Source organism: Lysobacter dokdonensis DS-58, from assembly GCF_000770795.1.
Classification (GTDB): Bacteria; Pseudomonadota; Gammaproteobacteria; order Xanthomonadales; family Xanthomonadaceae; genus Noviluteimonas; species Noviluteimonas dokdonensis.
This window is the reverse complement of sequence record NZ_JRKJ01000007.1, coordinates 43,304-66,491: the sequence shown is the minus strand read 5'-3', so window position 1 is coordinate 66,491 and position 23,188 is coordinate 43,304. Positions and strand designations below refer to the sequence as shown.

Genomic DNA, 23,188 nt, shown 5'->3' with positions numbered 1-23,188 from the left:
GTATCCACGAGATAAAGCCATGGCCAAGGGTAAGTTCGAGCGCACCAAGCCCCACGTGAACGTGGGCACGATCGGTCACGTCGACCACGGCAAGACGACGCTGACGGCGGCGCTGACGAAGGTGGGCGCGGAACGTTTCGGCGGCGAGTTCAAGGCGTACGACGCCATCGACGCGGCGCCGGAAGAGAAGGCGCGCGGCATCACGATCTCGACGGCGCACGTGGAATACGAATCGGCCAAGCGCCACTACGCGCACGTCGACTGCCCGGGCCACGCGGACTACGTCAAGAACATGATCACGGGTGCGGCGCAGATGGATGGCGCGATCCTGGTGTGCTCGGCGGCCGACGGCCCGATGCCGCAGACGCGCGAGCACATCCTGCTGTCGCGCCAGGTCGGCGTGCCGTACATCGTGGTGTTCCTCAACAAGGCCGACATGGTCGACGACGCCGAGCTGCTCGAGCTGGTCGAGATGGAAGTGCGCGAGCTGCTGACCAAGTACGACTTCCCGGGCGACGACACCCCGATCATCAAGGGTTCGGCGCGCCTGGCGCTGGAAGGCGACCAGTCGGAAATCGGCGTGCCGTCGATCCTGGCGCTGGTGGATGCGCTGGACTCGTTCATCCCGGAGCCGGAGCGCGCGATCGACAAGCCGTTCCTGATGCCGGTGGAAGACGTGTTCTCGATCTCGGGCCGCGGCACGGTGGTCACGGGCCGCATCGAGCGCGGCATCATCAAGGTCGGTGACGAAATCGAAATCGTGGGCATCCGCCCGACGCAGAAGACGACGGTCACGGGCGTGGAAATGTTCCGCAAGCTGCTCGACCAGGGCCAGGCGGGCGACAACGCCGGCCTGCTGCTGCGCGGCACCAAGCGTGACGACGTCGAGCGCGGCCAGGTGCTGGCCAAGCCGGGTTCGATCACGCCGCACACGACGTTCGAAGCCGAGGTGTACGTGCTGTCGAAGGACGAAGGCGGCCGCCACACGCCGTTCTTCAAGGGCTACCGCCCGCAGTTCTACTTCCGCACGACCGACATCACGGGTGCCGTGACCCTGCCGGAAGGCGTGGAAATGGTCATGCCGGGCGACAACATCAAGATGGTGGTCGAGCTGATCAACCCCGTCGCGATGGACGAAGGCCTGCGCTTCGCGATCCGCGAAGGCGGCCGTACGGTCGGCGCCGGCGTGGTGGCGAAGATCGTCAAGTAATCACCGAAGGGCAGGCGCGGGGAACACCGCGCCGCCCGGAGGGTCGGAAGACGGCGTGGCGGCGCGAGCCGCCGTTGCCATTTTTCGGAATCGTGTTTCAACACATGTACGCCAGTAGCTCAATTGGCAGAGCAGCGGTCTCCAAAACCGCAGGTTGGGGGTTCGAGTCCCTCCTGGCGTGCCACTTCAGGCGCATCGCATCACGCGTCGGCGAGAACGGATGAACAGCAAGGTCGAACAACCGAAGGCCGCCTCGACGGGCGACGTCGTCAAGATCGCACTGGCCGTGTTGCTGGTGGCGGCGGGCGTGTTCGCCTTCTACTGGTGGCCGGATGCGCAATGGCGCTGGCTCGCCGTGGTCGGCGGCCTGGTCGCCGGTTTCGCGGTGTTCATGACCTCGGGCAAGGGCGCGCAGACGCGCGAGTTCTTTACCGAGTCGCGCTTCGAGCTGCGCAAGGTCGTGTGGCCGACGCGCCAGGAAGCCGGCCGCGCGACGGTGATGATCGTCATCGCCGTCACCGTGATCAGCCTGATCCTCGCGTTGTTCGACTGGATCATCCAGTCGGGCGTCAAAGCCCTGCTCGGTAGCTGATTCAGAGGATCTGATGGAAGAGAACGTCGACAAGCGCTGGTACGTGGTCCATGCCTACTCGGGCTTCGAGAAGTCGGTGGCGCAGGCGCTGCGCGACCGCATCGTGCGCACCGGCATGCAGGACCGCTTCGGCGACGTTCTGGTTCCGACCGAAGAAGTCGTGGAAATGCGCTCCGGCCAGAAGCGCCGTTCCGAGCGCAAGTTCTTCCCGGGCTACGTGCTCGTGCAGATCGCCACGCACGACGAAGGCGGCATTCCGCGCATGGACAGCGAAAGCTGGCACCTGGTGAAGGAAACGCCGAAGGTGATGGGTTTCATCGGCGGCACCGCCGACCGCCCGCTGCCGATCCGCGACGAGGAAGCGGCGATGATCCTCGACCGCGTGCAGGAAGGCGTCGAGAAGCCGAAGCCGAAGGTGTTGTTCGAAGCGGGCGAGATGGTGCGCGTCACCGACGGCCCCTTCAACGACTTCAACGGCGTCGTGGAAGAAGTCAATTACGAGAAGAGCCGCCTGCGCGTCGCAGTGCTGATCTTCGGCCGTTCCACTCCGGTGGAACTGGAATTCGGCCAGGTCGAGAAGGCCTGACGAAAGCAGGCCCGGGAAATTCGACGGAGCGAGTGGTTCGCTTCGTCATGTAACGCGAGGAGCCGATAAGGCGCCAGCACTCGCAGGAGCAAAGCAATGGCAAAGAAAGTCGTCGGTTACATCAAGCTGCAGGTCAAGGCCGGCCAGGCCAACCCGTCGCCGCCCGTGGGCCCCGCCCTCGGCCAGCGCGGCCTGAACATCATGGAATTCTGCAAGGCGTTCAATGCCGCCACGCAGAAGCTCGAGCCGGGCCTGCCGATTCCGGTGGTCATCACCGCGTACTCGGACCGCACCTTCACCTTCATCACGAAGACGCCGCCGGCGTCGATCCTGCTGAAGAAGGCCGCGGGCATCCAGTCCGGTTCGAAGCGCCCGAACACCGAAAAGGTGGGCAAGGTCACGCGCAAGCAGGTCGAGGAAATCGCGAAGGCGAAGGAACCCGACCTGACGGCTGCCGACCTGGAAGCCGCGGTGCGCACGATTGCGGGCTCCGCCCGTTCCATGGGTCTGGTGGTGGAGGGTTAAGTCATGGCGATGACCAAGCGACAGAAAGCAATCAAGAATGCGGTCGAGCCGGGCAAGGCCTACGCGATCGACGAAGCCCTGAAGATCCTCCAGTCCGGCACGAAGGCGAAGTTCGTCGAAGCGATCGACGTCGCCGTGCGCCTGGGCGTGGACGCGAAGAAGTCCGACCAGCAGGTGCGCGGTTCCACCGTGCTGCCGGCCGGTACCGGCAAGTCGGTGCGCGTGGCGGTGTTCGCCCCGGCCGGCGCCAAGGCCGATGAAGCCCGCGCCGCTGGCGCCGAGGCCGTCGGCATGGACGACCTCGCCGAAGCGATGCAGAACGGCGACCTGAACTACGACGTCGTCATCGCGACGCCGGATGCGATGCGAGTGGTCGGCAAGCTCGGCCAGGTGCTCGGTCCGCGCGGCCTGATGCCGAACCCGAAGGTCGGCACCGTTTCGCCGAACCCGGCCGAAGCCGTGCGCAATGCGAAGGCGGGCCAGGTGCGTTACCGCACCGACAAGGCCGGCATCATCCACTGCACGATCGGCAAGGCCAGCTTCGAAGCCGAAGCGCTGAAGGGCAACCTCACCGCGCTGCTGCTCGACCTGATCAAGGCCAAGCCGTCGACGGCCAAGGGCCAGTACCTGCAGAAGATCTCGCTCAGCTCGACGATGGGCCCGGGCGTGATCGTCGACCAGTCGACGCTGACGCTGAAGTAATTCGATTCGAGCGCATCCGTCGCGAGGCGGATGCGTGCAACAAGTTTTGAGGGCATCGCGCCGCAAGGCGCGACGCCGTCAAAGACCGCAGGTGCGGTCCGCGCGATGCGAAGACGGGCAGGAAGCTCGGTACGGCATGGAGTCGTCTTCGTGGCAGGCGGGAACGCGTAATCCATTCGCTCGAATGGGCCTGCGTAGATGGTGCCGCCCCCTCTGGAAGTTTTCTGGAAGGGCCACCACCGGGATGCACGCGCATCCCCGGCGCCAATGGAAGGCGTCGCTCGAGGACCGCAAACGGCAGGAGCCGGGCGCGGAGTTCAATTGGAGGAGTGTCAATGGCTCTCAATCTGTCCCAGAAGCAGGAAGTTGTCGCCGAGCTGGCAGACGTGGCCTCGAAGGCTCACTCCCTGGTCGCAGCCGAATACGCAGGCATCACCGTCAGTCAGATGACGGCGATGCGCAAGAAGGCCCGCGAAACCGGCGTGTACTTGAAAGTCGTCAAGAACACGCTCGCGTCGCGCGCCGTCGTCGGCACCGAGTTCGAGGTCGTCAAGGACGCCCTGACCGGTCCGCTGCTGTATGCGTTCTCGACGGAGGAACCCGGCGCTGCCGGTCGCCTCATCAAGGAGTTCGCCAAGGGGAACGACAAGCTGAAGGCTCGCGTCGTGTCGGTGGAAGGCAAGTTGCTTCCGGCCGCGCACGTCGAGGTCCTGGCTTCGCTGCCGACCCGTGAGCAGGCGCTTGCCATGCTCGCCCGCGTGCTCGCCGAGCCCGCTGCGATGTTCGCCCGCGCCGTCAAGGCCGTGGCCGACAAGCAGGGTGGCGGCGAAGCGTCCGCGGAAGCCCCGGCTGCCGAAACTGCCTGATTTCCGAATCAACCATTCAAATATCCAGAGGTAATCACCATGTCCCTTTCCAACGAGCAGATCGTTGACGCCATCGCCGCCAAGTCGCTGATGGAAGTGATGGAGCTGGTCAAGGCCATCGAAGAGAAGTTCGGCGTTTCCGCCGCCGCCCCGGTCATGGCCGCTGCCGGCCCGGCCGCCGCTGCCGCCCCGGTCGAAGAGCAGACCGAATTCACCGTCGTCCTGAAGGCCGCCGGCGAGAAGAAGGTCGAAGTCATCAAGGCCGTCCGCGCCATCACCGGCCTGGGCCTGAAGGAAGCGAAGGACCTCGTCGAAGGCGCCCCGCAGACCGTCAAGGAAGCGGTGTCGAAGGACGAGTCCGAGAAGTTCAAGAAGGAACTCGAGGCCGCTGGCGCGTCCGTCGAAGTCAAGTAATCGCAATTGCGTCGCCGGTGACATTGGCGACCACCCAAGGCTGGGGACGAAAGTCCCCGGCCTTTGGCCGTTCCAAAGGCAACACCAATTCACCGAGTTGACAGTTGGAAGTAGCGGGAGAAGGCGTGCTGGTGCCGGCAATACCAGCGACTCCCAACTGGCAATTTGACGTTCCCCCCGGCCCGCCACGCGCGGCCGACATCAGAGGCGAGTAGCCACATGACTGCGTCCACCCAATATTCGTTCACCGAGAAGAAGCGCATCCGCAAGGACTTCGGCAAGCGCCGTTCGATCCTCGAGGTGCCGTTCCTCCTGGCGATCCAGGTCGATTCCTACCGCGAGTTCCTGCAGGAACACGCCGAAATGAACGCGCGCGGCGACAAGGGCCTGCATGCCGCCCTGAAGTCCGTGTTCCCGATTTCCTCCTACAGCGGCAACGCCGCGCTCGAATACGTCGGCTACCGCCTCGGCGACCCGGCGTTCGACGAGCGCGAATGCCGCAACCGCGGCCTGTCGTACGGCGCGCCGCTACGCGTCACCGTGCGCCTGGTGATCTACGACCGCGAGTCGTCGACCAAGGCCATCAAGTACGTGAAGGAGCAGGAGGTCTACATGGGCGAGATCCCGCTCATGACCGAAAACGGCACCTTCATCGTCAACGGCACCGAGCGCGTCATCGTCTCGCAGCTGCACCGTTCGCCGGGCGTGTTCTTCGACCACGACCGCGGCAAGACGCACAGCTCGGGCAAGCTGCTGTACTCCGCGCGCATCATTCCTTACCGCGGTTCGTGGCTCGACTTCGAGTTCGATCCCAAGGACGCGCTGTTCACCCGCATCGACCGCCGCCGCAAGCTGCCGGTCTCCGTGCTGCTGCGCGCGCTCGGCTACAACAACGAAGAAATGCTCCGCGCGTTCTTCGACATCAACACCTTCCACATCGAACCCGAAGGCGTGCAGCTGGAGCTCGTCGCCGAGCGCCTGCGCGGCGAAACGCTGGAGTTCGACCTGGCCGACGGCGATCGCGTGATCGTCGAAGCCGGCAAGCGCATCACCGCGCGCCACGTCAAGCAGCTCGAGCAGTCGGGCATCGCCGCGCTGGCCGTGCCGGACGCCTACCTCGTCGGCAACATCCTCGCGCACGACGTCGTCGACGCGAAGACGGGCGAGCTGCTCGCCTCGGCCAACGACGAGATCAACGAAGACCACCTGGCGAAGTTCCGCAAGTCGGGCATCGATTCGGTCGGCACGATCTGGGTCAACGACCTCGACCGCGGCCCGTACCTGTCGAACACCCTGCGCATCGACGGCACCAAGACCAAGCTCGAAGCGCTGGTCGAGATCTACCGCATGATGCGTCCGGGCGAACCGCCGACCAAGGACGCCGCCGAGAACCTGTTCCACAACCTGTTCTTCACCTTCGAGCGTTACGACGTCTCGGGCGTGGGCCGCATGAAGTTCAACCGTCGCATCGGCCGCAAGGACGTGCTCGGTCCGTCGGTGCTGTACGACCGCAAGTACTTCGGCGACTACAAGAACGGCAAGGATGAAGAAGCGCAGCGCCTCGTCGCCGCGCAGGGCGATACGTCCGACATCCTCGACGTCATCCGCGTGCTGACGGAAATCCGCAACGGCCGTGGCGTGGTGGACGACATCGACCACCTGGGCAACCGTCGCGTGCGTTCGGTCGGCGAAATGGCCGAGAACGTGTTCCGCGTGGGCCTGGTGCGCGTCGAGCGCGCCGTCAAGGAACGCCTGTCGATGGCCGAGTCCGAAGGCCTGACGCCGCAGGAACTGATCAACGCCAAGCCGGTGGCCGCCGCGATCAAGGAATTCTTCGGTTCCTCGCAGCTCTCGCAGTTCATGGACCAGAACAACCCGCTGTCGGAAGTGACGCACAAGCGTCGCGTCTCGGCGCTGGGTCCGGGCGGCCTGACGCGCGAACGCGCGGGCTTCGAAGTGCGCGACGTGCATCCGACGCACTACGGCCGCGTGTGCACCATCGAAACCCCTGAAGGCCCGAACATCGGCCTGATCAACTCGCTCGCCGTGTTCGCGCGCACCAACCGTTACGGCTTCCTCGAGACGCCGTACCGCAAGGTCGTCGACGGCAAGGTCACCGACGACGTCGAATACCTGTCGGCGATCGAAGAGAACGAGTACGTGATCGCGCAGGCCAACGCGCCGCAGGACGACAAGGGCACGATCACCGCCCAGTTCGTCGCCTGCCGTTACCAGGGCGAGTCGCTGCTCAAGCCGCCGAGCGAGATCCACTTCATGGACGTCTCGCCGATGCAGACCGTGTCGGTCGCGGCCGCGCTCGTGCCGTTCCTCGAGCACGACGACGCCAACCGCGCGCTGATGGGCGCGAACATGCAGCGCCAGGCCGTGCCGACGCTGAAGTCGCAGAAGCCGCTCGTCGGCACCGGCATCGAGCGTGCGGTTGCGCGCGACTCGGGCGTGACGGTGAACGCGCGCCGCGGTGGCGTGATCGTGCAGATCGACGCCGGCCGCATCGTGGTGAAGATCAACGAGAAGGAAATCGTCGGCGAAACCGATGCCGGCGTCGATATCTACACGCTGATCAAGTACACGCGTTCCAACCAGAACACCTGCATCAACCAGACCCCGCTCGTGAACGTGGGCGACCGCGTCGAACGCGGCGACGTGCTGGCCGACGGTCCCTCGACCGACATCGGCGAGCTCGCGCTCGGCCAGAACATGCTGGTCGCGTTCATGCCGTGGAACGGCTACAACTTCGAAGACTCCATCCTGCTCTCCGAGCGCGTGGTGGAAGAGGATCGCTACACGACGATCCACATCGAAGAGCTGACCTGCGTCGCGCGCGACACCAAGCTCGGTCCGGAGGAAATCTCCGCCGACATCCCGAATGTTTCGGAACAGGCGCTCAACCGCCTCGACGAATCGGGCGTGGTGTACATCGGCGCCGAAGTCCGCGCCGGCGACATCATGGTCGGCAAGGTCACGCCGAAGGGCGAATCGCAACTGACGCCGGAAGAGAAGCTCCTCCGCGCGATCTTCGGCGAGAAGGCCTCGGACGTGAAGGACAGCTCGCTCCGCGTTCCGCCGGGCATGGACGGCACCGTCATCGACGTGCAGGTCTTCACCCGCGACGGCATCGAGAAGGACAAGCGCGCGCGCCAGATCGAGGAATCGGAAATCCGTCGCGTCAAGAAGGACTTCGACGACCAGTTCCGCATCCTCGAAGGTGCGATCTACGCGCGCCTGCGTTCGCAGCTCGAAGGCAAGGTCGCCAACGGCGGTCCGAACCTCAAGAAGGGCGACGCGATCACCAGCGAATACCTCGACAGCCTGAAGAAGGCCGAGTGGTTCCAGCTGCGCATGAAGGACGACGACGCCAACGACGCCATCGAACGCGCCTCGAAGCAGATCGACGCGCACGAGAAGGAATTCGAGCGCCGCTTCGCCGACAAGCGCGGCAAGATCACGCAGGGTGACGACCTCGCCCCGGGCGTGCTCAAGATGGTGAAGGTGTTCCTCGCGGTGAAGCGCCGCATCCAGCCGGGCGACAAGATGGCCGGCCGCCACGGCAACAAGGGTGTCGTGTCGACGATCGTGCCGGTCGAGGACATGCCGTACATGGCCGACGGTTCGTCCGTCGACATCGTGCTCAACCCGCTGGGCGTGCCGAGCCGTATGAACATCGGCCAGATCCTCGAGACGCACCTGGGCTGGGCCGCGAAGGGCCTGGGCCAGAAGATCGACCGCATGCTCAAGGCGCAGACCGCGCTGGCCGACCTGCGGACGTTCCTCGACCAGATCTACAACCACGACGACGCGATGGCCGGCAAGCGCGTTGACCTGGCGCAGTTCACCGACGAGGAACTGCTGCGCCTGGCCAAGAACCTGGTCGACGGCGTGCCGATGGCCACCCCCGTGTTCGACGGCGCAGCCGAGACCGAGATCAAGCGCATGCTCGAACTCGCCGAACTGCCGCTCAGCGGACAGACCGTGCTGCACGACGGTCGCACGGGCGAGGCGTTCGAACGCCCGGTCACCGTGGGTTACATGCACATGCTGAAGCTCAACCACCTGGTCGACGACAAGATGCACGCGCGTTCGACCGGTCCGTACTCGCTCGTCACCCAGCAGCCGCTGGGCGGCAAGGCGCAGTTCGGCGGCCAGCGCTTCGGCGAAATGGAAGTCTGGGCGCTGGAAGCCTACGGCGCGGCCTACACCCTGCAGGAAATGCTGACGGTGAAGTCCGACGACGTGCAGGGCCGCAACCAGATGTACAAGAACATCGTCGACGGCGAACACGAGATGGTCGCGGGCATGCCGGAGTCCTTCAACGTGTTGGTGAAGGAAATCCGTTCGCTCGCGATCAACATGGAACTCGAAGAGCACCGTTAAGCCGCCGCCGACTCAGGAGACACCCATGAAAGACTTGCTCAATCTGTTCAACCAGCAGCGGCCGACCCTCGACTTCGACGCGATCAAGATCGCGCTGGCGTCGCCGGACCTCATCCGCTCGTGGTCCTACGGCGAAGTGAAGAAGCCGGAGACCATCAACTACCGTACGTTCAAGCCCGAACGCGACGGCCTGTTCTGCGCCGCGATCTTCGGTCCGATCAAGGACTACGAGTGCCTGTGCGGCAAGTACAAGCGCATGAAGCACCGCGGCGTGGTCTGCGAGAAGTGCGGCACGGAAGTGACGCTGGCCAAGGTGCGCCGCGAGCGCATGGGCCACATCGACCTCGCATCGCCCGTCGCGCACATCTGGTTCCTCAAGTCGCTGCCCTCGCGCATCGGCCTGATGCTCGACATGACGCTGCGCGACATCGAACGCATCCTGTACTTCGAAGCCTACGTCGTGACCGAGCCGGGCCTGACCCCGCTCGAGCGCGGCAACCTGCTGACCGAAGAACAGTTCATGCAGGCGCGCCAGGAACACGGCGACGATTTCGACGCCGCGATGGGCGCCGAGGCCGTGTACGAGCTGCTGCGCACGATCGACCTGCAGTCGGAAATGCTCCGCCTGAAGGAAGAGATCGCCGCGACCAACTCCGAGACCAAGCTCAAGCGCCTCACCAAGCGCATCAAGCTGATCGAGGCGTTCCTCGACTCCGGCAACCGGCCGGAGTGGATGGTCATGACCGTGCTGCCGGTGCTGCCGCCGGACCTGCGTCCGCTGGTGCCGCTGGACGGCGGCCGCTTCGCGACGTCGGACCTCAACGATCTGTACCGCCGCGTCATCAACCGCAACAACCGCCTCAAGCGCCTGCTCGAACTCAATGCGCCCGACATCATCGTGCGCAACGAAAAGCGCATGCTGCAGGAGTCCGTTGACGCCCTGATGGACAACGGCCGCCGCGGCCGCGCCATCACCGGCACCAACAAGCGCCCGCTCAAGTCGCTCGCCGACATGATCAAGGGCAAGCAGGGCCGCTTCCGCCAGAACCTGCTCGGCAAGCGCGTCGACTACTCGGGCCGTTCGGTCATCGTGGTCGGCCCGACGCTGCGCCTGCACGAGTGCGGCCTGCCGAAGAAGATGGCGCTCGAACTGTTCAAGCCCTTCATCTTCGCCAAGCTGCAGCGCCGTGGCCTGGCCACGACGATCAAGGCCGCCAAGAAGCTCGTCGAGCGCGAAGAAGCGGAAGTCTGGGACATCCTCGAGGAAGTGATCCGCGAGCATCCGGTGCTGCTCAACCGCGCACCGACGCTGCACCGCCTCGGCATCCAGGCGTTCGAACCGGTGTTGATCGAAGGCAAGGCCATCCAGCTGCATCCGCTGGTCTGCACCGCGTTCAACGCGGACTTCGACGGCGACCAGATGGCCGTGCACGTCCCGCTGTCGCTCGAAGCGCAGCTGGAAGCGCGCGCGCTCATGATGGCGTCGAACAACATCCTGTCGCCCGCCAACGGCGAGCCGATCATCGTGCCGTCGCAGGACGTCGTGCTCGGCCTGTACTACATGTCCCGCGCCCTCGAGAACAAGAAGGGCGAGGGCATGGCGTTCGCGAACGTCGCCGAGGTCAAGCGTGCGTACGACAACCGCGTCGTCGAGCTGCACGCCAAGGTCAAGGTGCGCATCACGCAGACGGTGATCGCCGAAGACGGCACGCGTTCGCGCCAGACCTCGATCGTCGACACCACCGTCGGCCGTTCGCTCCTGCAGGAAATCCTGCCGGACGGCCTGCCGTACGCGCTGGCCAACGTCGAGCTGACCAAGAAGGCCATCTCGCGCCTGATCAACTCGTGCTACCGCATGCTCGGCCTGAAGGACACGGTCGTGTTCGCCGACAAGCTGATGTACACCGGCTTCGCGTACGCCACGCGCGCCGGCGTCTCGATCGGCATCGACGACATGATCATCCCGACCGAGAAGAAGGGCATCCTCGACGAAGCCGAGACCGAAGTGCTGGAAATCCAGCAGCAGTACCAGTCGGGCCTGGTCACCTCGGGCGAGCGCTACAACAAGGTCGTCGACATCTGGTCGCGCACCAACGAACGCGTCGCCAAGGCGATGATGGACGCGATCGGCACCGACTCGGTGGTCAACGCCAAGGGCGAGACCGTCCCGCAGAAGTCGATGAACTCGATCTACATCATGGCCGACTCGGGTGCGCGTGGTTCGCAGGCCCAGATCCGCCAGCTCGCCGGCATGCGCGGCCTGATGGCCAAGCCGGACGGCTCGATCATCGAAACGCCGATCACGGCGAACTTCCGCGAAGGCCTGAACGTCCTCCAGTACTTCATCTCGACCCACGGCGCCCGTAAGGGCCTCGCGGATACGGCGCTGAAGACGGCGAACTCCGGTTACCTGACGCGTCGACTCGTCGACGTCGCACAGGACGTGGTCATCACCGAAACCGATTGCGGCACCTACGACGGCCTCACCATGACGCCGATCGTCGAAGGCGGCGACGTCGTCGAACCGCTGCGCGACCGCGTGCTGGGCCGCATCGTGGCGGAAGACGTGTTCCTGCCGGGCAACGACGAAGATCCGTTCGTCACCCGCAACACGCTGCTCGACGAAGCGTGGGTGCAGAGCATCGAAGACGCCGGCGTGCAGGCCATCAAGGTCCGCTCGACGATCACGTGCACCAGCGCGTTCGGCGTGTGCTCGCACTGCTACGGTCGCGACCTCGGCCGCGGCCACCTGGTCAACCACGGCGAAGCGGTCGGCGTCGTCGCCGCGCAGTCGATCGGCGAGCCGGGCACGCAGCTGACCATGCGTACGTTCCACATCGGTGGTGCGGCATCGCGTGCGGCGGCGATCGACAACGTGACCGTCAAGACGACGGGTACGGTGAAGTTCAACAACCTCAAGCACGTCGACCACGCCTCGGGCCACCTGGTCGCGGTGTCGCGTTCGGGCGAACTGTCCGTGCTCGACGGCCACGGCCGCGAGCGCGAGCGTTACAAGCTGCCCTACGGTGCGACGATCCAGGTCAAGGACGGCGCGTCGGTCAAGGCCGGCCAGACCGTCGCGAACTGGGATCCGCATAACCACCCGATCGTGTCGGAAGTGGCGGGCCAGATGCGCTTCATCGACTTCATCGACGGCGTCACCGTCATCGAGAAGACCGACGAACTCACGGGCCTGGCTTCGCGCGAAATCACCGATCCGAAGCGTCGCGGCACGCAGGGCAAGGACCTCCGCCCGATCGTGCGCATCGTCGACAAGAACGGCAAGGACCTCACCATCCCGGGCACCGATCTGCCGGCGCAGTACCTGCTGCCGCCGCGCTCGATCGTGAACCTGCAGGATGGCGCGCCGGTCGGCGTGGGCGACGTGGTCGCCAAGATCCCGCAGGAAGCGTCGAAGACCCGCGACATCACCGGTGGTCTGCCGCGCGTGGCGGACCTGTTCGAAGCGCGCAAGCCGAAGGACCCGGCGATCCTCGCCGAAGTCTCGGGCATCGTCAGCTTCGGCAAGGACACCAAGGGCAAGCAGCGCCTGATCATCAAGCAGGCCGACGGCAGCGAGCACGAAGAGCTGATCCCGAAGTACCGCCAGATCATCGTGTTCGAAGGCGAACACGTGGAGAAGGGCGAGACGGTCGTGGACGGCGAACCGAGCCCGCAGGACATCCTGCGCCTGCTCGGCGTGGAGCCGCTGGCGGTCTACCTGACGAAGGAAATCCAGGACGTCTATCGCCTCCAGGGCGTGAAGATCAACGACAAGCACATCGAGGTGATCGTTCGCCAGATGCTGCGCAAGGTCGAAGTGCTGGATGCGGGCGACACCAAGTTCCTGCACGGTGAACAGGTCGAGCGTCAGCGCATGGTCGAGGCGAATGCCGCGGCCACGGCGAAGAACGAGATCCCGGCGAAGTACGACCCGGTGCTGCTCGGCATCACCAAGGCCTCGCTGGCCACCGAGTCCTTCATCTCCGCGGCCTCCTTCCAGGAGACCACCCGCGTGCTGACCGAGGCGGCCGTTCGCGGCACGCGCGACAGCCTGCGCGGCCTGAAGGAAAACGTGATCGTCGGTCGCCTCATCCCGGCGGGCACGGGCCTGGCCTACCACACCGCACGCCGCCGCAACGCCTCGGGCCTCACCGAGTCGGAGCTGGAAGCGCTGTCGGGCACCATGGTCGAGCAGGCCCCGGCCCCGGCCGTGGAAGCGGCGCAGACCGAAGCCGGCGAGGAGTCCAGCGCCAGCTAAGCCACTGCCAGCGACGGCCTGAAGGCCGTCCCAGACCACGAAATGAGGCGCAGGGAGCGCCTCGTCTTCGGCCCAGGACGGGCGGGAACATCGAAGGGCGGGCGGCCCCGGAGCGGGTCGCCCTTCACCTCCGCAAAGTCGCTCGCGTTGACGGTTTTCGTCGGCGCGGGCTATACTTTTCCGTCTATGCAGGCCCCACGTGGCCTGCATCGTTATTCACGCAGGACCTCGGTCCCAAAAAAGAGCCCCGAAATGGCAACGATCAACCAGCTGGTGCGTAAGGCGCGCAGCCCGGAAACCTACAAGAGCACTTCGCCCGCTTTGGCGAATTGCCCGCAGCGCCGCGGCGTCTGCACCCGCGTCTACACGACCACCCCGAAGAAGCCGAACTCGGCGCTTCGCAAGGTCGCCAAGGTGCGCCTCACCAACGGCTACGAGGTCATCTCGTACATCGGCGGCGAAGGCCACAACCTGCAGGAACACTCGGTCGTGCTGATCCGCGGCGGCCGCGTCAAGGACCTGCCGGGCGTGCGCTACCACACCGTGCGTGGCTCGCTCGACGCCGCCGGCGTCGCCAAGCGTCGCCAGGGTCGTTCCAAGTACGGCGCCAAGCGCCCGAAGTCCTGATCTAGGGGTCATCGAACATGTCGCGTAAAGGTTCCACTCCGCAGCGCACCGTCCTTGCCGATCCGAAACACGGCAGCGAGACGATCGCGCGTTTCATCAACATGGTCATGCAGAGCGGCAAGAAGTCCGTCGCCGAGAAGATCGTGTACGGCGCCATGGACGTCATCGGCGAAAAGAACGCCAATGCGCTCGAGCTCGTCGAAAAGGCCCTCGGCAACGTTTCGCCGTCGGTCGAAGTGAAGTCGCGCCGCGTCGGCGGCGCCACGTATCAGGTGCCGGTCGAAGTGCGCTCGTCGCGTCGCATGGCGCTCGCGATGCGCTGGCTGATCGAGTCGGCGCGCAAGCGCGGCGAGAACAGCATGCCGCGCAAGCTCGCCGGCGAACTGCTGGACGCCTCGGAAAACCGTGGCGGCGCCATCAAGAAGCGCGAAGAAACGCACCGCATGGCGGACGCGAACAAGGCGTTCGCGCACTACCGCTGGTAAGACACGCGGGCCCCTAAGCCGGGCCCGTTCGCGGCCGGCAATGCCGCCGCACTCGCCCGAGCCGCCGAAAGGCGGCTTCGGCCTTCCGGACATTCCGTCCGACACGAACAACGAGAGACAGCCGTGGCTCGCACCACTCCCATCGAGCGTTACCGCAACTTCGGCATCATGGCCCACATCGATGCCGGCAAGACCACGACGACCGAACGCATCCTGTTCTACACCGGCGTCAACCACAAGATCGGCGAAGTGCACGAAGGTGCCGCGACGATGGACTGGATGGAGCAGGAGCAGGAGCGCGGCATCACCATCACGTCGGCGGCGACGACCGCGTTCTGGAAGGGCATGGACATGTCCCTCCCGGAATACCGCTTCAACATCATCGACACCCCCGGGCACGTCGACTTCACGATCGAAGTCGAGCGTTCGCTGCGCGTGCTCGACGGCGCCGTGTTCGTGCTGTGCGCGGTCGGCGGCGTGCAGCCGCAGTCGGAAACCGTGTGGCGCCAGGCCAACAAGTACAACGTGCCGCGCCTTGCGTTCGTCAACAAGATGGACCGCACCGGTGCCAACTTCGGCAAGGTCGTCGAGCAGCTGAAGTCGCGCCTGGGTGCCTATCCGGTGCCGCTGCAGGTGCCGATCGGCGCCGAGGAAGGCTTCGAGGGCGTCGTCGACCTCCTCAAGATGAAGGCCATCGTGTGGGACATGGAGTCCAAGGGCACCAAGTTCGAATACGCCGAGATTCCGGCCAACCTCGCCGATGAGTGCGCGACCGCGCGCTCGTTCATGGTCGAGGCTGCCGCCGAGGCGTCCGAAGAACTGATGGACAAGTACCTCAACGGCGAAGACCTGAGCGAAGAAGAGATCATCGCGGGCATTCGCGAGCGCACGCTCAAGTGCGAGATCATTCCCGCGCTGTGCGGCACGGCGTTCAAGAACAAGGGCGTGCAGGCGATGCTCGACGCGGTCATCCGCTTCCTGCCGTCGCCGTCCGATCGCCCGCCGGTCGCCGGCATCGACGAGAACGACAAGGAAGACAGCCGCAAGGCGCTGGATACCGAGCCGTTCTCCGCGCTCGCCTTCAAGATCATGACGGACCCGTTCGTGGGTTCGCTGACGTTCTTCCGCGTCTACTCGGGCACGCTCAACTCCGGCGACCAGGTCTACAACCCGGTCAAGTCGAAGAAGGAACGCGTGGGCCGCATCCTGCAGATGCACGCCAACAACCGCGACGAGATCAAGGAAGTGCGCGCGGGCGACATCGCCGCGGCGGTCGGCCTGAAGGACGTGACCACCGGCGACACGCTGTGCGCGCAGGACAAGGTCATCACGCTGGAACGCATGATCTTCCCGGAGCCCGTCATCTCGATGGCGGTCGAACCGAAGACCAAGTCCGACCAGGAAAAGATGGGCCTCGCGCTGGGTCGCCTCGCGCAGGAAGACCCGTCGTTCCGCGTGCGCACCGACGAAGAATCCGGCCAGACGATCATCTCGGGCATGGGCGAGCTCCACCTGGAAATCCTGGTGGACCGCATGAAGCGCGAGTTCAACGTCGAAGCCAACGTCGGCAAGCCGCAGGTCGCCTACCGCGAAACCATCCGCAAGGCGGTCAAGTCGGAAGGCAAGTTCGTGCGCCAGTCGGGCGGCAAGGGCCAGTTCGGCCACGTGTGGCTCGAGATCTCGCCGAACGAGCAGGGCAAGGGCTACGAGTTCGAAAACGCGATCGTCGGCGGCGTGATTCCGAAGGAATACATCCCGGCGGTCGACAAGGGCATCCAGGAAGCGGTCGCGAACGGCATCATGGCCGGCTTCCCGATCGTCGACGTCAAGGTGCGCCTGGTCGACGGCTCGTACCATGAAGTCGACTCGTCCGAAATGGCGTTCAAGATCGCCGGTTCGATGGGCTTCAAGGAAGGCTTCCACAAGGCCTCGCCTGCACTGCTCGAGCCGATGATGAAGGTCGAGATCGTCACCCCCGAGGATTACCTCGGCGACGTGATGGGCGACGTCAGCCGTCGCCGCGGCATCCTGCAGGGCCAGGACGACAGCCCGTCGGGCAAGATCATCAACGCGATGATCCCGCTGGGCGAAATGTTCGGCTACGCGACGACGCTGCGCTCGATGTCGCAGGGCCGCGCGACCTTCACGATGGAATTCGATCACTACGCGGAAGCGCCGGCGAACATCGCCGAGGCCGTGATCAAGAAGTCCTGACCGTCAAACAACACAACCAAATCATTTTCTGAGGTAAGCAATCATGGCCAAGGGTAAGTTCGAGCGCACCAAGCCCCACGTGAACGTGGGCACGATCGGTCACGTCGACCACGGCAAGACGACGCTGACGGCGGCGCTGACGAAGGTGGGCGCGGAACGTTTCGGCGGCGAGTTCAAGGCGTACGACGCCATCGACGCGGCGCCGGAAGAGAAGGCGCGCGGCATCACGATCTCGACGGCGCACGTGGAATACGAATCGGCCAAGCGCCACTACGCGCACGTCGACTGCCCGGGCCACGCGGACTACGTCAAGAACATGATCACGGGTGCGGCGCAGATGGATGGCGCGATCCTGGTGTGCTCGGCGGCCGACGGCCCGATGCCGCAGACGCGCGAGCACATCCTGCTGTCGCGCCAGGTCGGCGTGCCGTACATCGTGGTGTTCCTCAACAAGGCCGACATGGTCGACGACGCCGAGCTGCTCGAGCTGGTCGAGATGGAAGTGCGCGAGCTGCTGACCAAGTACGACTTCCCGGGCGACGACACCCCGATCATCAAGGGTTCGGCGCGCCTGGCGCTGGAAGGCGACCAGTCGGAAATCGGCGTGCCGTCGATCCTGGCGCTGGTGGATGCGCTGGACTCGTTCATCCCGGAGCCGGAGCGCGCGATCGACAAGCCGTTCCTGATGCCGGTGGAAGACGTGTTCTCGATCTCGGGCCGCGGCACGGTGGTCACGGGCCGCATCGAGCGCGGCATCATCAAGGTCGGTGACGAAATCGAAATCGTGGGCATCCGCCCGACGCAGAAGACGACGGTCACGGGCGTGGAAATGTTCCGCAAGCTGCTCGACCAGGGCCAGGCGGGCGACAACGCCGGCCTGCTGCTGCGCGGCACCAAGCGTGACGACGTCGAGCGCGGCCAGGTGCTGGCCAAGCCGGGTTCGATCACGCCGCACACGACGTTCGAAGCCGAGGTGTACGTGCTGTCGAAGGACGAAGGCGGCCGCCACACGCCGTTCTTCAAGGGCTACCGCCCGCAGTTCTACTTCCGCACGACCGACATCACGGGTGCCGTGACCCTGCCGGAAGGCGTGGAAATGGTCATGCCGGGCGACAACATCAAGATGGTGGTCGAGCTGATCAACCCCGTCGCGATGGACGAAGGCCTGCGCTTCGCGATCCGCGAAGGCGGCCGTACGGTCGGCGCCGGCGTGGTGGCGAAGATCGTCAAGTAAGAAACTCAGGGAATTTCCGGGGGAATGGCTTGCCATTCCCCCCGGGAACCCCCTAGAATGCAAGACCCTCGCGGCCTCCTTCATCGGATGGCCCAGGGACCAGCGAAATGAGGGGCAGGATGCACCTCGTTTTCGCCAGACAGGGATATGTCGCGCGGCTGCGCTCCGTCCGTTCCGAAGCTCTTCGGGACATTGATGACGGGGCAGTTTGCGCGTTCACGATTCCGTCTGGGCGGACCGGGAAACCGGCCCGCCCTTGATTTTGGGGAATGGATTCCGCGACACGCTCCACCGCTCCAAGAACCCCGGGGCCGGCACACCCAGAGGCCGACCCTCCGCTCTTTCCAGAGGAACACCCGTCATGGCGGACCAGAAGATCCGGATTCGGCTGAAGGCATTCGATCATCGCCTGATCGATCGCTCGGCCAGCGAGATCGTCGAGACGGCCAAGCGGACCGGCGCGCAAGTGCGCGGCCCGATCCCGCTGCCGACCAAGCTCGAGCGCTACACCATTCTCACGTCGCCGCACGCCGACAAGGACGCGCGCGACCAGTACGAAACCCGCACGCACAAGCGCGTGCTCGACATCGTCGACCCGAACGACAAGACCGTGGACGCGCTGATGAAGCTCGAGCTCGCGGCTGGCGTCGACGTGCAAATCAAGCTGACCTGAGGCCCGCCACCATGACCGCGAAGAAATATTCGTTGGGCATCGTCGGCCGCAAGGCCGGCATGAGCCGCGTGTTCACCGAAGACGGCAAGTCCATCCCGGTGACCCTGATCGAAGCCACCCCGAACCGCATCACCCAGGTCAAGACGGTCGAGACCGACGGCTACAGCGCCGTGCAGGTCACCGTCGGCGTCAAGCGCGCCGCCCTGGTGAACAAGCCGGAAGCCGGCCACCTCGCGAAGGCGAAGGTGGAAGCGGGCCGCGGCCTGTGGGAACTGCGCGTGGCCGACGACAAGATCACCGACTTCCAGGTGGGCGGCGAGATTCGCGCCGACATCTTCGAAGTGGGCCAGGTCGTCGACGTCCAGGGCATCACCAAGGGCAAGGGCTTCCAGGGCACGATCAAGCGCTGGAACTTCACCATGGGCGACGCGACGCACGGTAACTCGCTGTCGCATCGTTCGCCGGGTTCGATCGGCCAGCGCCAGACGCCGGGCCGCGTGTTCCCGGGCAAGAAGATGTCGGGCCACATGGGTGCCGAAACCCAGACGACGCAGAACCTCAAGGTGGTCAAGGTCGACGCCGAGCGCGGCCTGATCGCCGTGCGCGGTGCCGTTCCGGGCGCGCCGGGTGGCGACGTGATCGTGCGTCCGACGAGCAAGGGAGTCTGACGATGGAACTGTCCATCAATAACAGCAAGAGCACGCTGTCCGTTTCGGACGCGGTGTTCGGCCGCGAGTTCTCCGAAGACCTCGTGCACCAGGTCGTCGTCGCCTACCGCAACGCGGGTCGCGCCGGCACCAAGGCGCAGAAGACGCGTTCGGAAGTCAACGGCACCACGAAGAAGTCGAAGAAGCAGAAGGGCGGCGGTGCGCGTCATGGCGCGCTGACGGCTCCGATCTTCGTCGGCGGCGGCGTGACGTTCGCGGCCAAGCCGCGCAGCTTCGCGCAGAAGGTCAACCGCAAGATGTACCGCGCGGCGATCTCCGCGATCCTGTCGGAGCTCAATCGCCAGGGCCGCATCACGGTCGTCGAGTCGTTCGACATCGACGGTCCGAAGACCAAGGGCCTGATCGCGAAGCTGAAGGACCTCTCGGTCGGTCGGCGTCCGCTGATCGTGACCGAAGACGCTTCGGAGTCGCTGTACCTGTCCGCGCGCAACCTGCCGTACGTCGAAGTGCGCGATGTGCAGGGCCTCGACCCGGTCGCCCTCGTCGGCGCCGATTCGGTCGTGGTCACGGCCGACGCGGTCAAGAAGATCGAGGAGTGGCTGGCATGAGCGCGAACGTTTACGAAGTAATCCGTGCGCCGCGCGTGTCCGAAAAGACCGCGCGCCTGCAGGAAGTGTCGAATCAGTACGTCTTTGAAATCGCGAAGACCGCCACCAAGGCCGACGTCAAGGCCGCGGTGGAGCAGATCTTCGACGTCAAGGTCGAAGCGGTGAACGTGGTGAACGTGAAGGGCAAGAACAAGTCCTTCAAGTTCCGCCAGGGGAAGCGCGGCGACTGGCGCAAGGCGTACGTCAAGCTGGCCGAAGGCCAGTCGATCGACGTGATGATGGCCAAGGCCTGAGGACAGACCCATGGCATTGATGACTTTCAAGCCCACCTCGCCCGGTCGCCGTTCGGCGGTCCGTGTCGTGACGCCGGACCTGCACAAGGGTGCGCCGTTCGCCGCGCTGGTCGAGAAGAAGGCAAAGACCGGCGGCCGTAACCACCACGGCCGTATCACCACCCGCCACATCGGCGGTGGCCACAAGCAGAACTACCGCATCATCGACTTCAAGCGCGACAAGGAAGGCATTCCGGCGCGCGTGGAGCGGATCGAATACGATCCCAACCGCACCGCGCACATCGCGCTGCTGTGCTACGTCGATGGCGAGCGTCGCTACATCATCGCCCCCAAGGGCCTGAAGAGCGGCGACCAGGTGATCGCTGGCCGCGACGCGCCGATCAAGGTCGGCAACACGCTGCCCCTGCGCAACATCCCCGTCGGCTCCACGGTGCATTGCATCGAGATGAAGCCCGGCAAGGGTGCGCAGCTCGCCCGCGCCGCCGGCGCCGGCGTGCAGCTGATCGCCCGCGAATCCGGTTACGCCACGCTGCGCCTTCGCTCCGGCGAAATGCGCCGCGTGCCGGCCGAGTGCCGCGCGACCGTCGGTGAAGTCGGCAACGTCGAGCACAACCTCGAGAAGCTGGGCAAGGCCGGTGCGAAGCGTTGGCGCGGCATCAAGCCGACCGTCCGCGGCGCCGCCATGAACCCGGTCGACCACCCGCACGGTGGTGGCGAGGCGAAGGCTGGCCAGGGCAACCCGCATCCGGTCACCCCGTGGGGTGTCCCGACCAAGGGTTACAAGACGCGCAAGAACAAGCGCACCACGCAATTCATCGTGCGCGATCGCAGGGGTTAATCGGCCATGGCACGTTCACTGAAGAAGGGTCCGTTCGTCGACCACCACCTGATGAAGAAGGTGGAGACCGCGGGCAACAACAAGAAGCCGATCAAGACCTGGTCGCGTCGTTCGATGGTCATGCCGGAAATGGTCGGCTTCACCATCGCCGTGCACAACGGCAAGAACCACATCCCGGTCCTGGTCAACGAAAACATGGTTGGCCACAAGCTTGGCGAATTCGCACTGACCCGGACGTTCAAGGGTCATGGCGGCGACAAGAAGAGCGGGAAGTAAGGAGATGACCATGGAAGCGAAAGCCATCCTGCGCTCTGCGCGCATCTCCGCCCAGAAGGCCCGCCTGGTCGCCGACCAGGTGCGCGGTCTCTCGGCCGAACGCGCCGTCAACCTCTTGAAGTTCTCCGACAAGAAGGCCGCCGCCATGATCCGCAAGGTCGTGGAATCGGCGATCGCCAACGCGGAGAACAACCAGGGCGCCGACGTCGACGACCTGCGCGTCAAGACCATCATGGTTGACGAAGGTCCCACGCTGAAGCGCTTCATGGCGCGTGCGAAGGGCCGCGGCACCCGGATCCTCAAGCGCACCAGCCACATCACCGTGGTTGTCGGTGCCGGCAAGTAAGGCGGAGATAAGACGATGGGTCATAAAGTTCATCCGACCGGTATCCGCCTGGGCATCGCCAAGGACTGGAACTCCAAGTGGTACGCCGGCAAGAAGCATTACGCCGACTACCTGATCGCCGACCTCAAGGTCCGCGACATGCTGCGCAAGAAGCTCGCGCAGGCCGGTATTTCGAAAATCCTGATCGAGCGTCCGGCGCAGAACGCGCGCGTGACGATCCACACCGCCCGCCCGGGCGTGGTGATCGGCAAGCGTGGCGAGGACATCGAGAAGCTGCGTAAGGAAGTCAGCGATCTGATGGGCGTTCCGGCGCACATCAACGTCACCGAAGTCCGCAAGCCGGAACTCGATGCGCAGCTGGTCGCCGAATCGATCGCGCAGCAGCTCGAGCGCCGCATCATGTTCCGCCGCGCGATGAAGCGTGCGGTCGGCAATGCGATGCGCCTCGGCGCCCTGGGCATCAAGGTCAATGTCGCCGGTCGCCTCAACGGCGCCGAAATCGCGCGTTCGGAGTGGTACCGCGAAGGTCGCGTGCCGCTTCACACGCTGCGCGCCGACATCGACTACGGCTTCGCCGAAGCGAAGACGACCTACGGGATCATCGGCATCAAGGTGTGGGTCTACAAGGGTGAAGTGTTCGACTTCAGCCAGGTCGGCCAGGAAAAGCAGGACGACACGCCGCGCGCCGAGCGTGGTGAACGCGGCGATCGCGCCGATCGTCCGCGTGGTCCGCGCCGTGAGCGCGAGGCGAGGGATTAATCATGTTGCAACCCAAGCGAACCAAATATCGCAAGATGCACAAGGGCCGTAACGACGGCCTGAGCTGGAGCGGCAATGCCGTCTCGTTCGGCGAGTACGGCCTGAAGTCGACGGCTTTCGGCCAGCTCACCGCGCGCCAGATCGAAGCGGCCCGCCGCTCGATCAGCCGCTACGTGAAGCGCGGCGGCAAGATGTGGATCCGTGTGTACCCCGACAAGCCGATCACCAAGAAGCCCATCGAAGTTCGAATGGGTTCCGGTAAGGGCAACGTCGAATACTGGGTCGCGCAGATCCAGCCGGGCCGCATGATCTATGAAATCGAAGGCGTCACCGAGGAAGTCGCACGCGAGGCGTTCCGCCTGGCCGCGGCCAAGCTGTCGGTGACCACCACTTTCGTTACCCGGACGGTGCGCTGATGGAACTCAAGGACCTGCGTCAGAAGAACGCCGCGGAACTGAAGGCCCATCTCGTGGACCTGCAGAAGGAGCAATTCGCGCTCCGCATGCAGAAAGCCACGGGCCAGCTGCCCCCGGCCAAGACCCATGAAGCCCGCCGTGTTCGCCGCGAAATCGCGCGCGTGAACATGTTGCTCGGCGACGTGGCCAAGAAGTAAGGGACT

General features: G+C 65.1%; 23 protein-coding genes and 1 tRNA gene. All 24 read left to right on the top strand.

Features of this window, described 5'->3' with window-relative positions:
• The first annotated feature begins 19 nt into the window (after positions 1 to 19).
• The 24 genes from tuf (LF41_RS06890) to rpmC all read left to right on the top strand — a co-directional run bounded on the left by tuf (LF41_RS06890) (position 20) and on the right by rpmC (position 23,182).
• Positions 20 to 1,210, top strand: coding sequence for an elongation factor Tu (gene tuf / locus LF41_RS06890; RefSeq protein WP_036167768.1), 1,191 nt, complete (start codon positions 20 to 22; stop codon positions 1,208 to 1,210).
• A gap of 108 nt (positions 1,211 to 1,318) precedes the next feature.
• Positions 1,319 to 1,394 (top strand) — tRNA-Trp (locus LF41_RS06885).
• A 36-nt stretch (positions 1,395 to 1,430) separates the two neighbouring features.
• On the top strand, positions 1,431 to 1,802 hold the full coding sequence (gene secE / locus LF41_RS06880) for a preprotein translocase subunit SecE (RefSeq protein ID WP_036167796.1): 372 nt from the start codon (positions 1,431 to 1,433) through the stop codon (positions 1,800 to 1,802).
• 13 nt (positions 1,803 to 1,815) lie between these two features.
• On the top strand, positions 1,816 to 2,388 hold the full coding sequence (nusG, locus tag LF41_RS06875; protein ID WP_036167793.1) for a transcription termination/antitermination protein NusG: 573 nt from the start codon (positions 1,816 to 1,818) through the stop codon (positions 2,386 to 2,388).
• Between the two features lie 96 nt (positions 2,389 to 2,484).
• Positions 2,485 to 2,913: a 50S ribosomal protein L11 gene (gene rplK / locus LF41_RS06870; RefSeq protein ID WP_036167791.1), complete on the top strand. Its 429-nt coding sequence runs from the start codon at positions 2,485 to 2,487 to the stop codon at positions 2,911 to 2,913.
• 3 nt (positions 2,914 to 2,916) lie between these two features.
• Positions 2,917 to 3,615 carry a 50S ribosomal protein L1 gene (rplA, locus tag LF41_RS06865; RefSeq protein WP_036167789.1) on the top strand — a complete coding sequence of 233 codons (699 nt, stop codon included), beginning with the start codon at positions 2,917 to 2,919 and terminating at the stop codon, positions 3,613 to 3,615.
• 335 nt (positions 3,616 to 3,950) lie between these two features.
• Positions 3,951 to 4,481 (top strand): 50S ribosomal protein L10, encoded by a 531-nt coding sequence (gene rplJ, locus LF41_RS06860; protein WP_036167786.1) that lies wholly within the window; start codon positions 3,951 to 3,953, stop codon positions 4,479 to 4,481.
• Positions 4,482 to 4,520: 39 nt separating this feature from the next.
• On the top strand, positions 4,521 to 4,895 hold the full coding sequence (gene rplL / locus LF41_RS06855) for a 50S ribosomal protein L7/L12 (protein WP_036167784.1): 375 nt from the start codon (positions 4,521 to 4,523) through the stop codon (positions 4,893 to 4,895).
• 219 nt (positions 4,896 to 5,114) lie between these two features.
• Positions 5,115 to 9,287: a DNA-directed RNA polymerase subunit beta gene (gene rpoB, locus LF41_RS06850; protein ID WP_036167780.1), complete on the top strand. Its 4,173-nt coding sequence runs from the start codon at positions 5,115 to 5,117 to the stop codon at positions 9,285 to 9,287.
• A gap of 25 nt (positions 9,288 to 9,312) precedes the next feature.
• Positions 9,313 to 13,548 (top strand): DNA-directed RNA polymerase subunit beta', encoded by a 4,236-nt coding sequence (rpoC, locus tag LF41_RS06845; RefSeq protein WP_036167777.1) that lies wholly within the window; start codon positions 9,313 to 9,315, stop codon positions 13,546 to 13,548.
• A 252-nt stretch (positions 13,549 to 13,800) separates the two neighbouring features.
• Positions 13,801 to 14,175 (top strand): 30S ribosomal protein S12, encoded by a 375-nt coding sequence (gene rpsL, locus LF41_RS06840; protein ID WP_036167774.1) that lies wholly within the window; start codon positions 13,801 to 13,803, stop codon positions 14,173 to 14,175.
• Positions 14,176 to 14,192: 17 nt separating this feature from the next.
• Complete coding sequence (gene rpsG, locus LF41_RS06835) at positions 14,193 to 14,660, top strand: 30S ribosomal protein S7 (RefSeq protein WP_036167772.1); 468 nt, start codon at positions 14,193 to 14,195, stop codon at positions 14,658 to 14,660.
• Positions 14,661 to 14,783: 123 nt separating this feature from the next.
• Complete coding sequence (gene fusA / locus LF41_RS06830) at positions 14,784 to 16,874, top strand: elongation factor G (RefSeq protein WP_036167770.1); 2,091 nt, start codon at positions 14,784 to 14,786, stop codon at positions 16,872 to 16,874.
• A 43-nt stretch (positions 16,875 to 16,917) separates the two neighbouring features.
• Positions 16,918 to 18,108 carry an elongation factor Tu gene (gene tuf / locus LF41_RS06825; RefSeq protein ID WP_036167768.1) on the top strand — a complete coding sequence of 397 codons (1,191 nt, stop codon included), beginning with the start codon at positions 16,918 to 16,920 and terminating at the stop codon, positions 18,106 to 18,108.
• Between the two features lie 361 nt (positions 18,109 to 18,469).
• Positions 18,470 to 18,781 carry a 30S ribosomal protein S10 gene (rpsJ, locus tag LF41_RS06820; RefSeq protein ID WP_036167766.1) on the top strand — a complete coding sequence of 104 codons (312 nt, stop codon included), beginning with the start codon at positions 18,470 to 18,472 and terminating at the stop codon, positions 18,779 to 18,781.
• Positions 18,782 to 18,792: 11 nt separating this feature from the next.
• Positions 18,793 to 19,449, top strand: a complete 657-nt coding sequence (gene rplC, locus LF41_RS06815; RefSeq protein ID WP_036167763.1) for a 50S ribosomal protein L3 — start codon at positions 18,793 to 18,795, stop codon at positions 19,447 to 19,449.
• A gap of 2 nt (positions 19,450 to 19,451) precedes the next feature.
• Positions 19,452 to 20,057, top strand: coding sequence for a 50S ribosomal protein L4 (gene rplD / locus LF41_RS06810; RefSeq protein WP_036167760.1), 606 nt, complete (start codon positions 19,452 to 19,454; stop codon positions 20,055 to 20,057).
• Positions 20,054 to 20,350 (top strand): 50S ribosomal protein L23, encoded by a 297-nt coding sequence (gene rplW, locus LF41_RS06805; RefSeq protein ID WP_036167757.1) that lies wholly within the window; start codon positions 20,054 to 20,056, stop codon positions 20,348 to 20,350. Before rplD ends, rplW begins: the two co-directional genes overlap by 4 nt.
• 10 nt (positions 20,351 to 20,360) lie before the next feature.
• Positions 20,361 to 21,188, top strand: coding sequence for a 50S ribosomal protein L2 (rplB, locus tag LF41_RS06800; protein ID WP_036167754.1), 828 nt, complete (start codon positions 20,361 to 20,363; stop codon positions 21,186 to 21,188).
• Positions 21,189 to 21,194: 6 nt separating this feature from the next.
• Positions 21,195 to 21,464, top strand: a complete 270-nt coding sequence (rpsS, locus tag LF41_RS06795) for a 30S ribosomal protein S19 (protein WP_036167751.1) — start codon at positions 21,195 to 21,197, stop codon at positions 21,462 to 21,464.
• A 10-nt stretch (positions 21,465 to 21,474) separates the two neighbouring features.
• Positions 21,475 to 21,810: a 50S ribosomal protein L22 gene (gene rplV / locus LF41_RS06790; protein WP_036167934.1), complete on the top strand. Its 336-nt coding sequence runs from the start codon at positions 21,475 to 21,477 to the stop codon at positions 21,808 to 21,810.
• A gap of 15 nt (positions 21,811 to 21,825) precedes the next feature.
• Positions 21,826 to 22,569 (top strand): 30S ribosomal protein S3, encoded by a 744-nt coding sequence (gene rpsC / locus LF41_RS06785; protein WP_036167748.1) that lies wholly within the window; start codon positions 21,826 to 21,828, stop codon positions 22,567 to 22,569.
• A 2-nt stretch (positions 22,570 to 22,571) separates the two neighbouring features.
• Complete coding sequence (rplP, locus tag LF41_RS06780; RefSeq protein ID WP_036167746.1) at positions 22,572 to 22,985, top strand: 50S ribosomal protein L16; 414 nt, start codon at positions 22,572 to 22,574, stop codon at positions 22,983 to 22,985.
• Positions 22,985 to 23,182 carry a 50S ribosomal protein L29 gene (gene rpmC, locus LF41_RS06775; RefSeq protein WP_036167743.1) on the top strand — a complete coding sequence of 66 codons (198 nt, stop codon included), beginning with the start codon at positions 22,985 to 22,987 and terminating at the stop codon, positions 23,180 to 23,182. The genes rplP and rpmC overlap by 1 nt, the downstream gene beginning before the upstream one ends.
• The last annotated feature ends 6 nt before the right edge of the window (positions 23,183 to 23,188 follow it).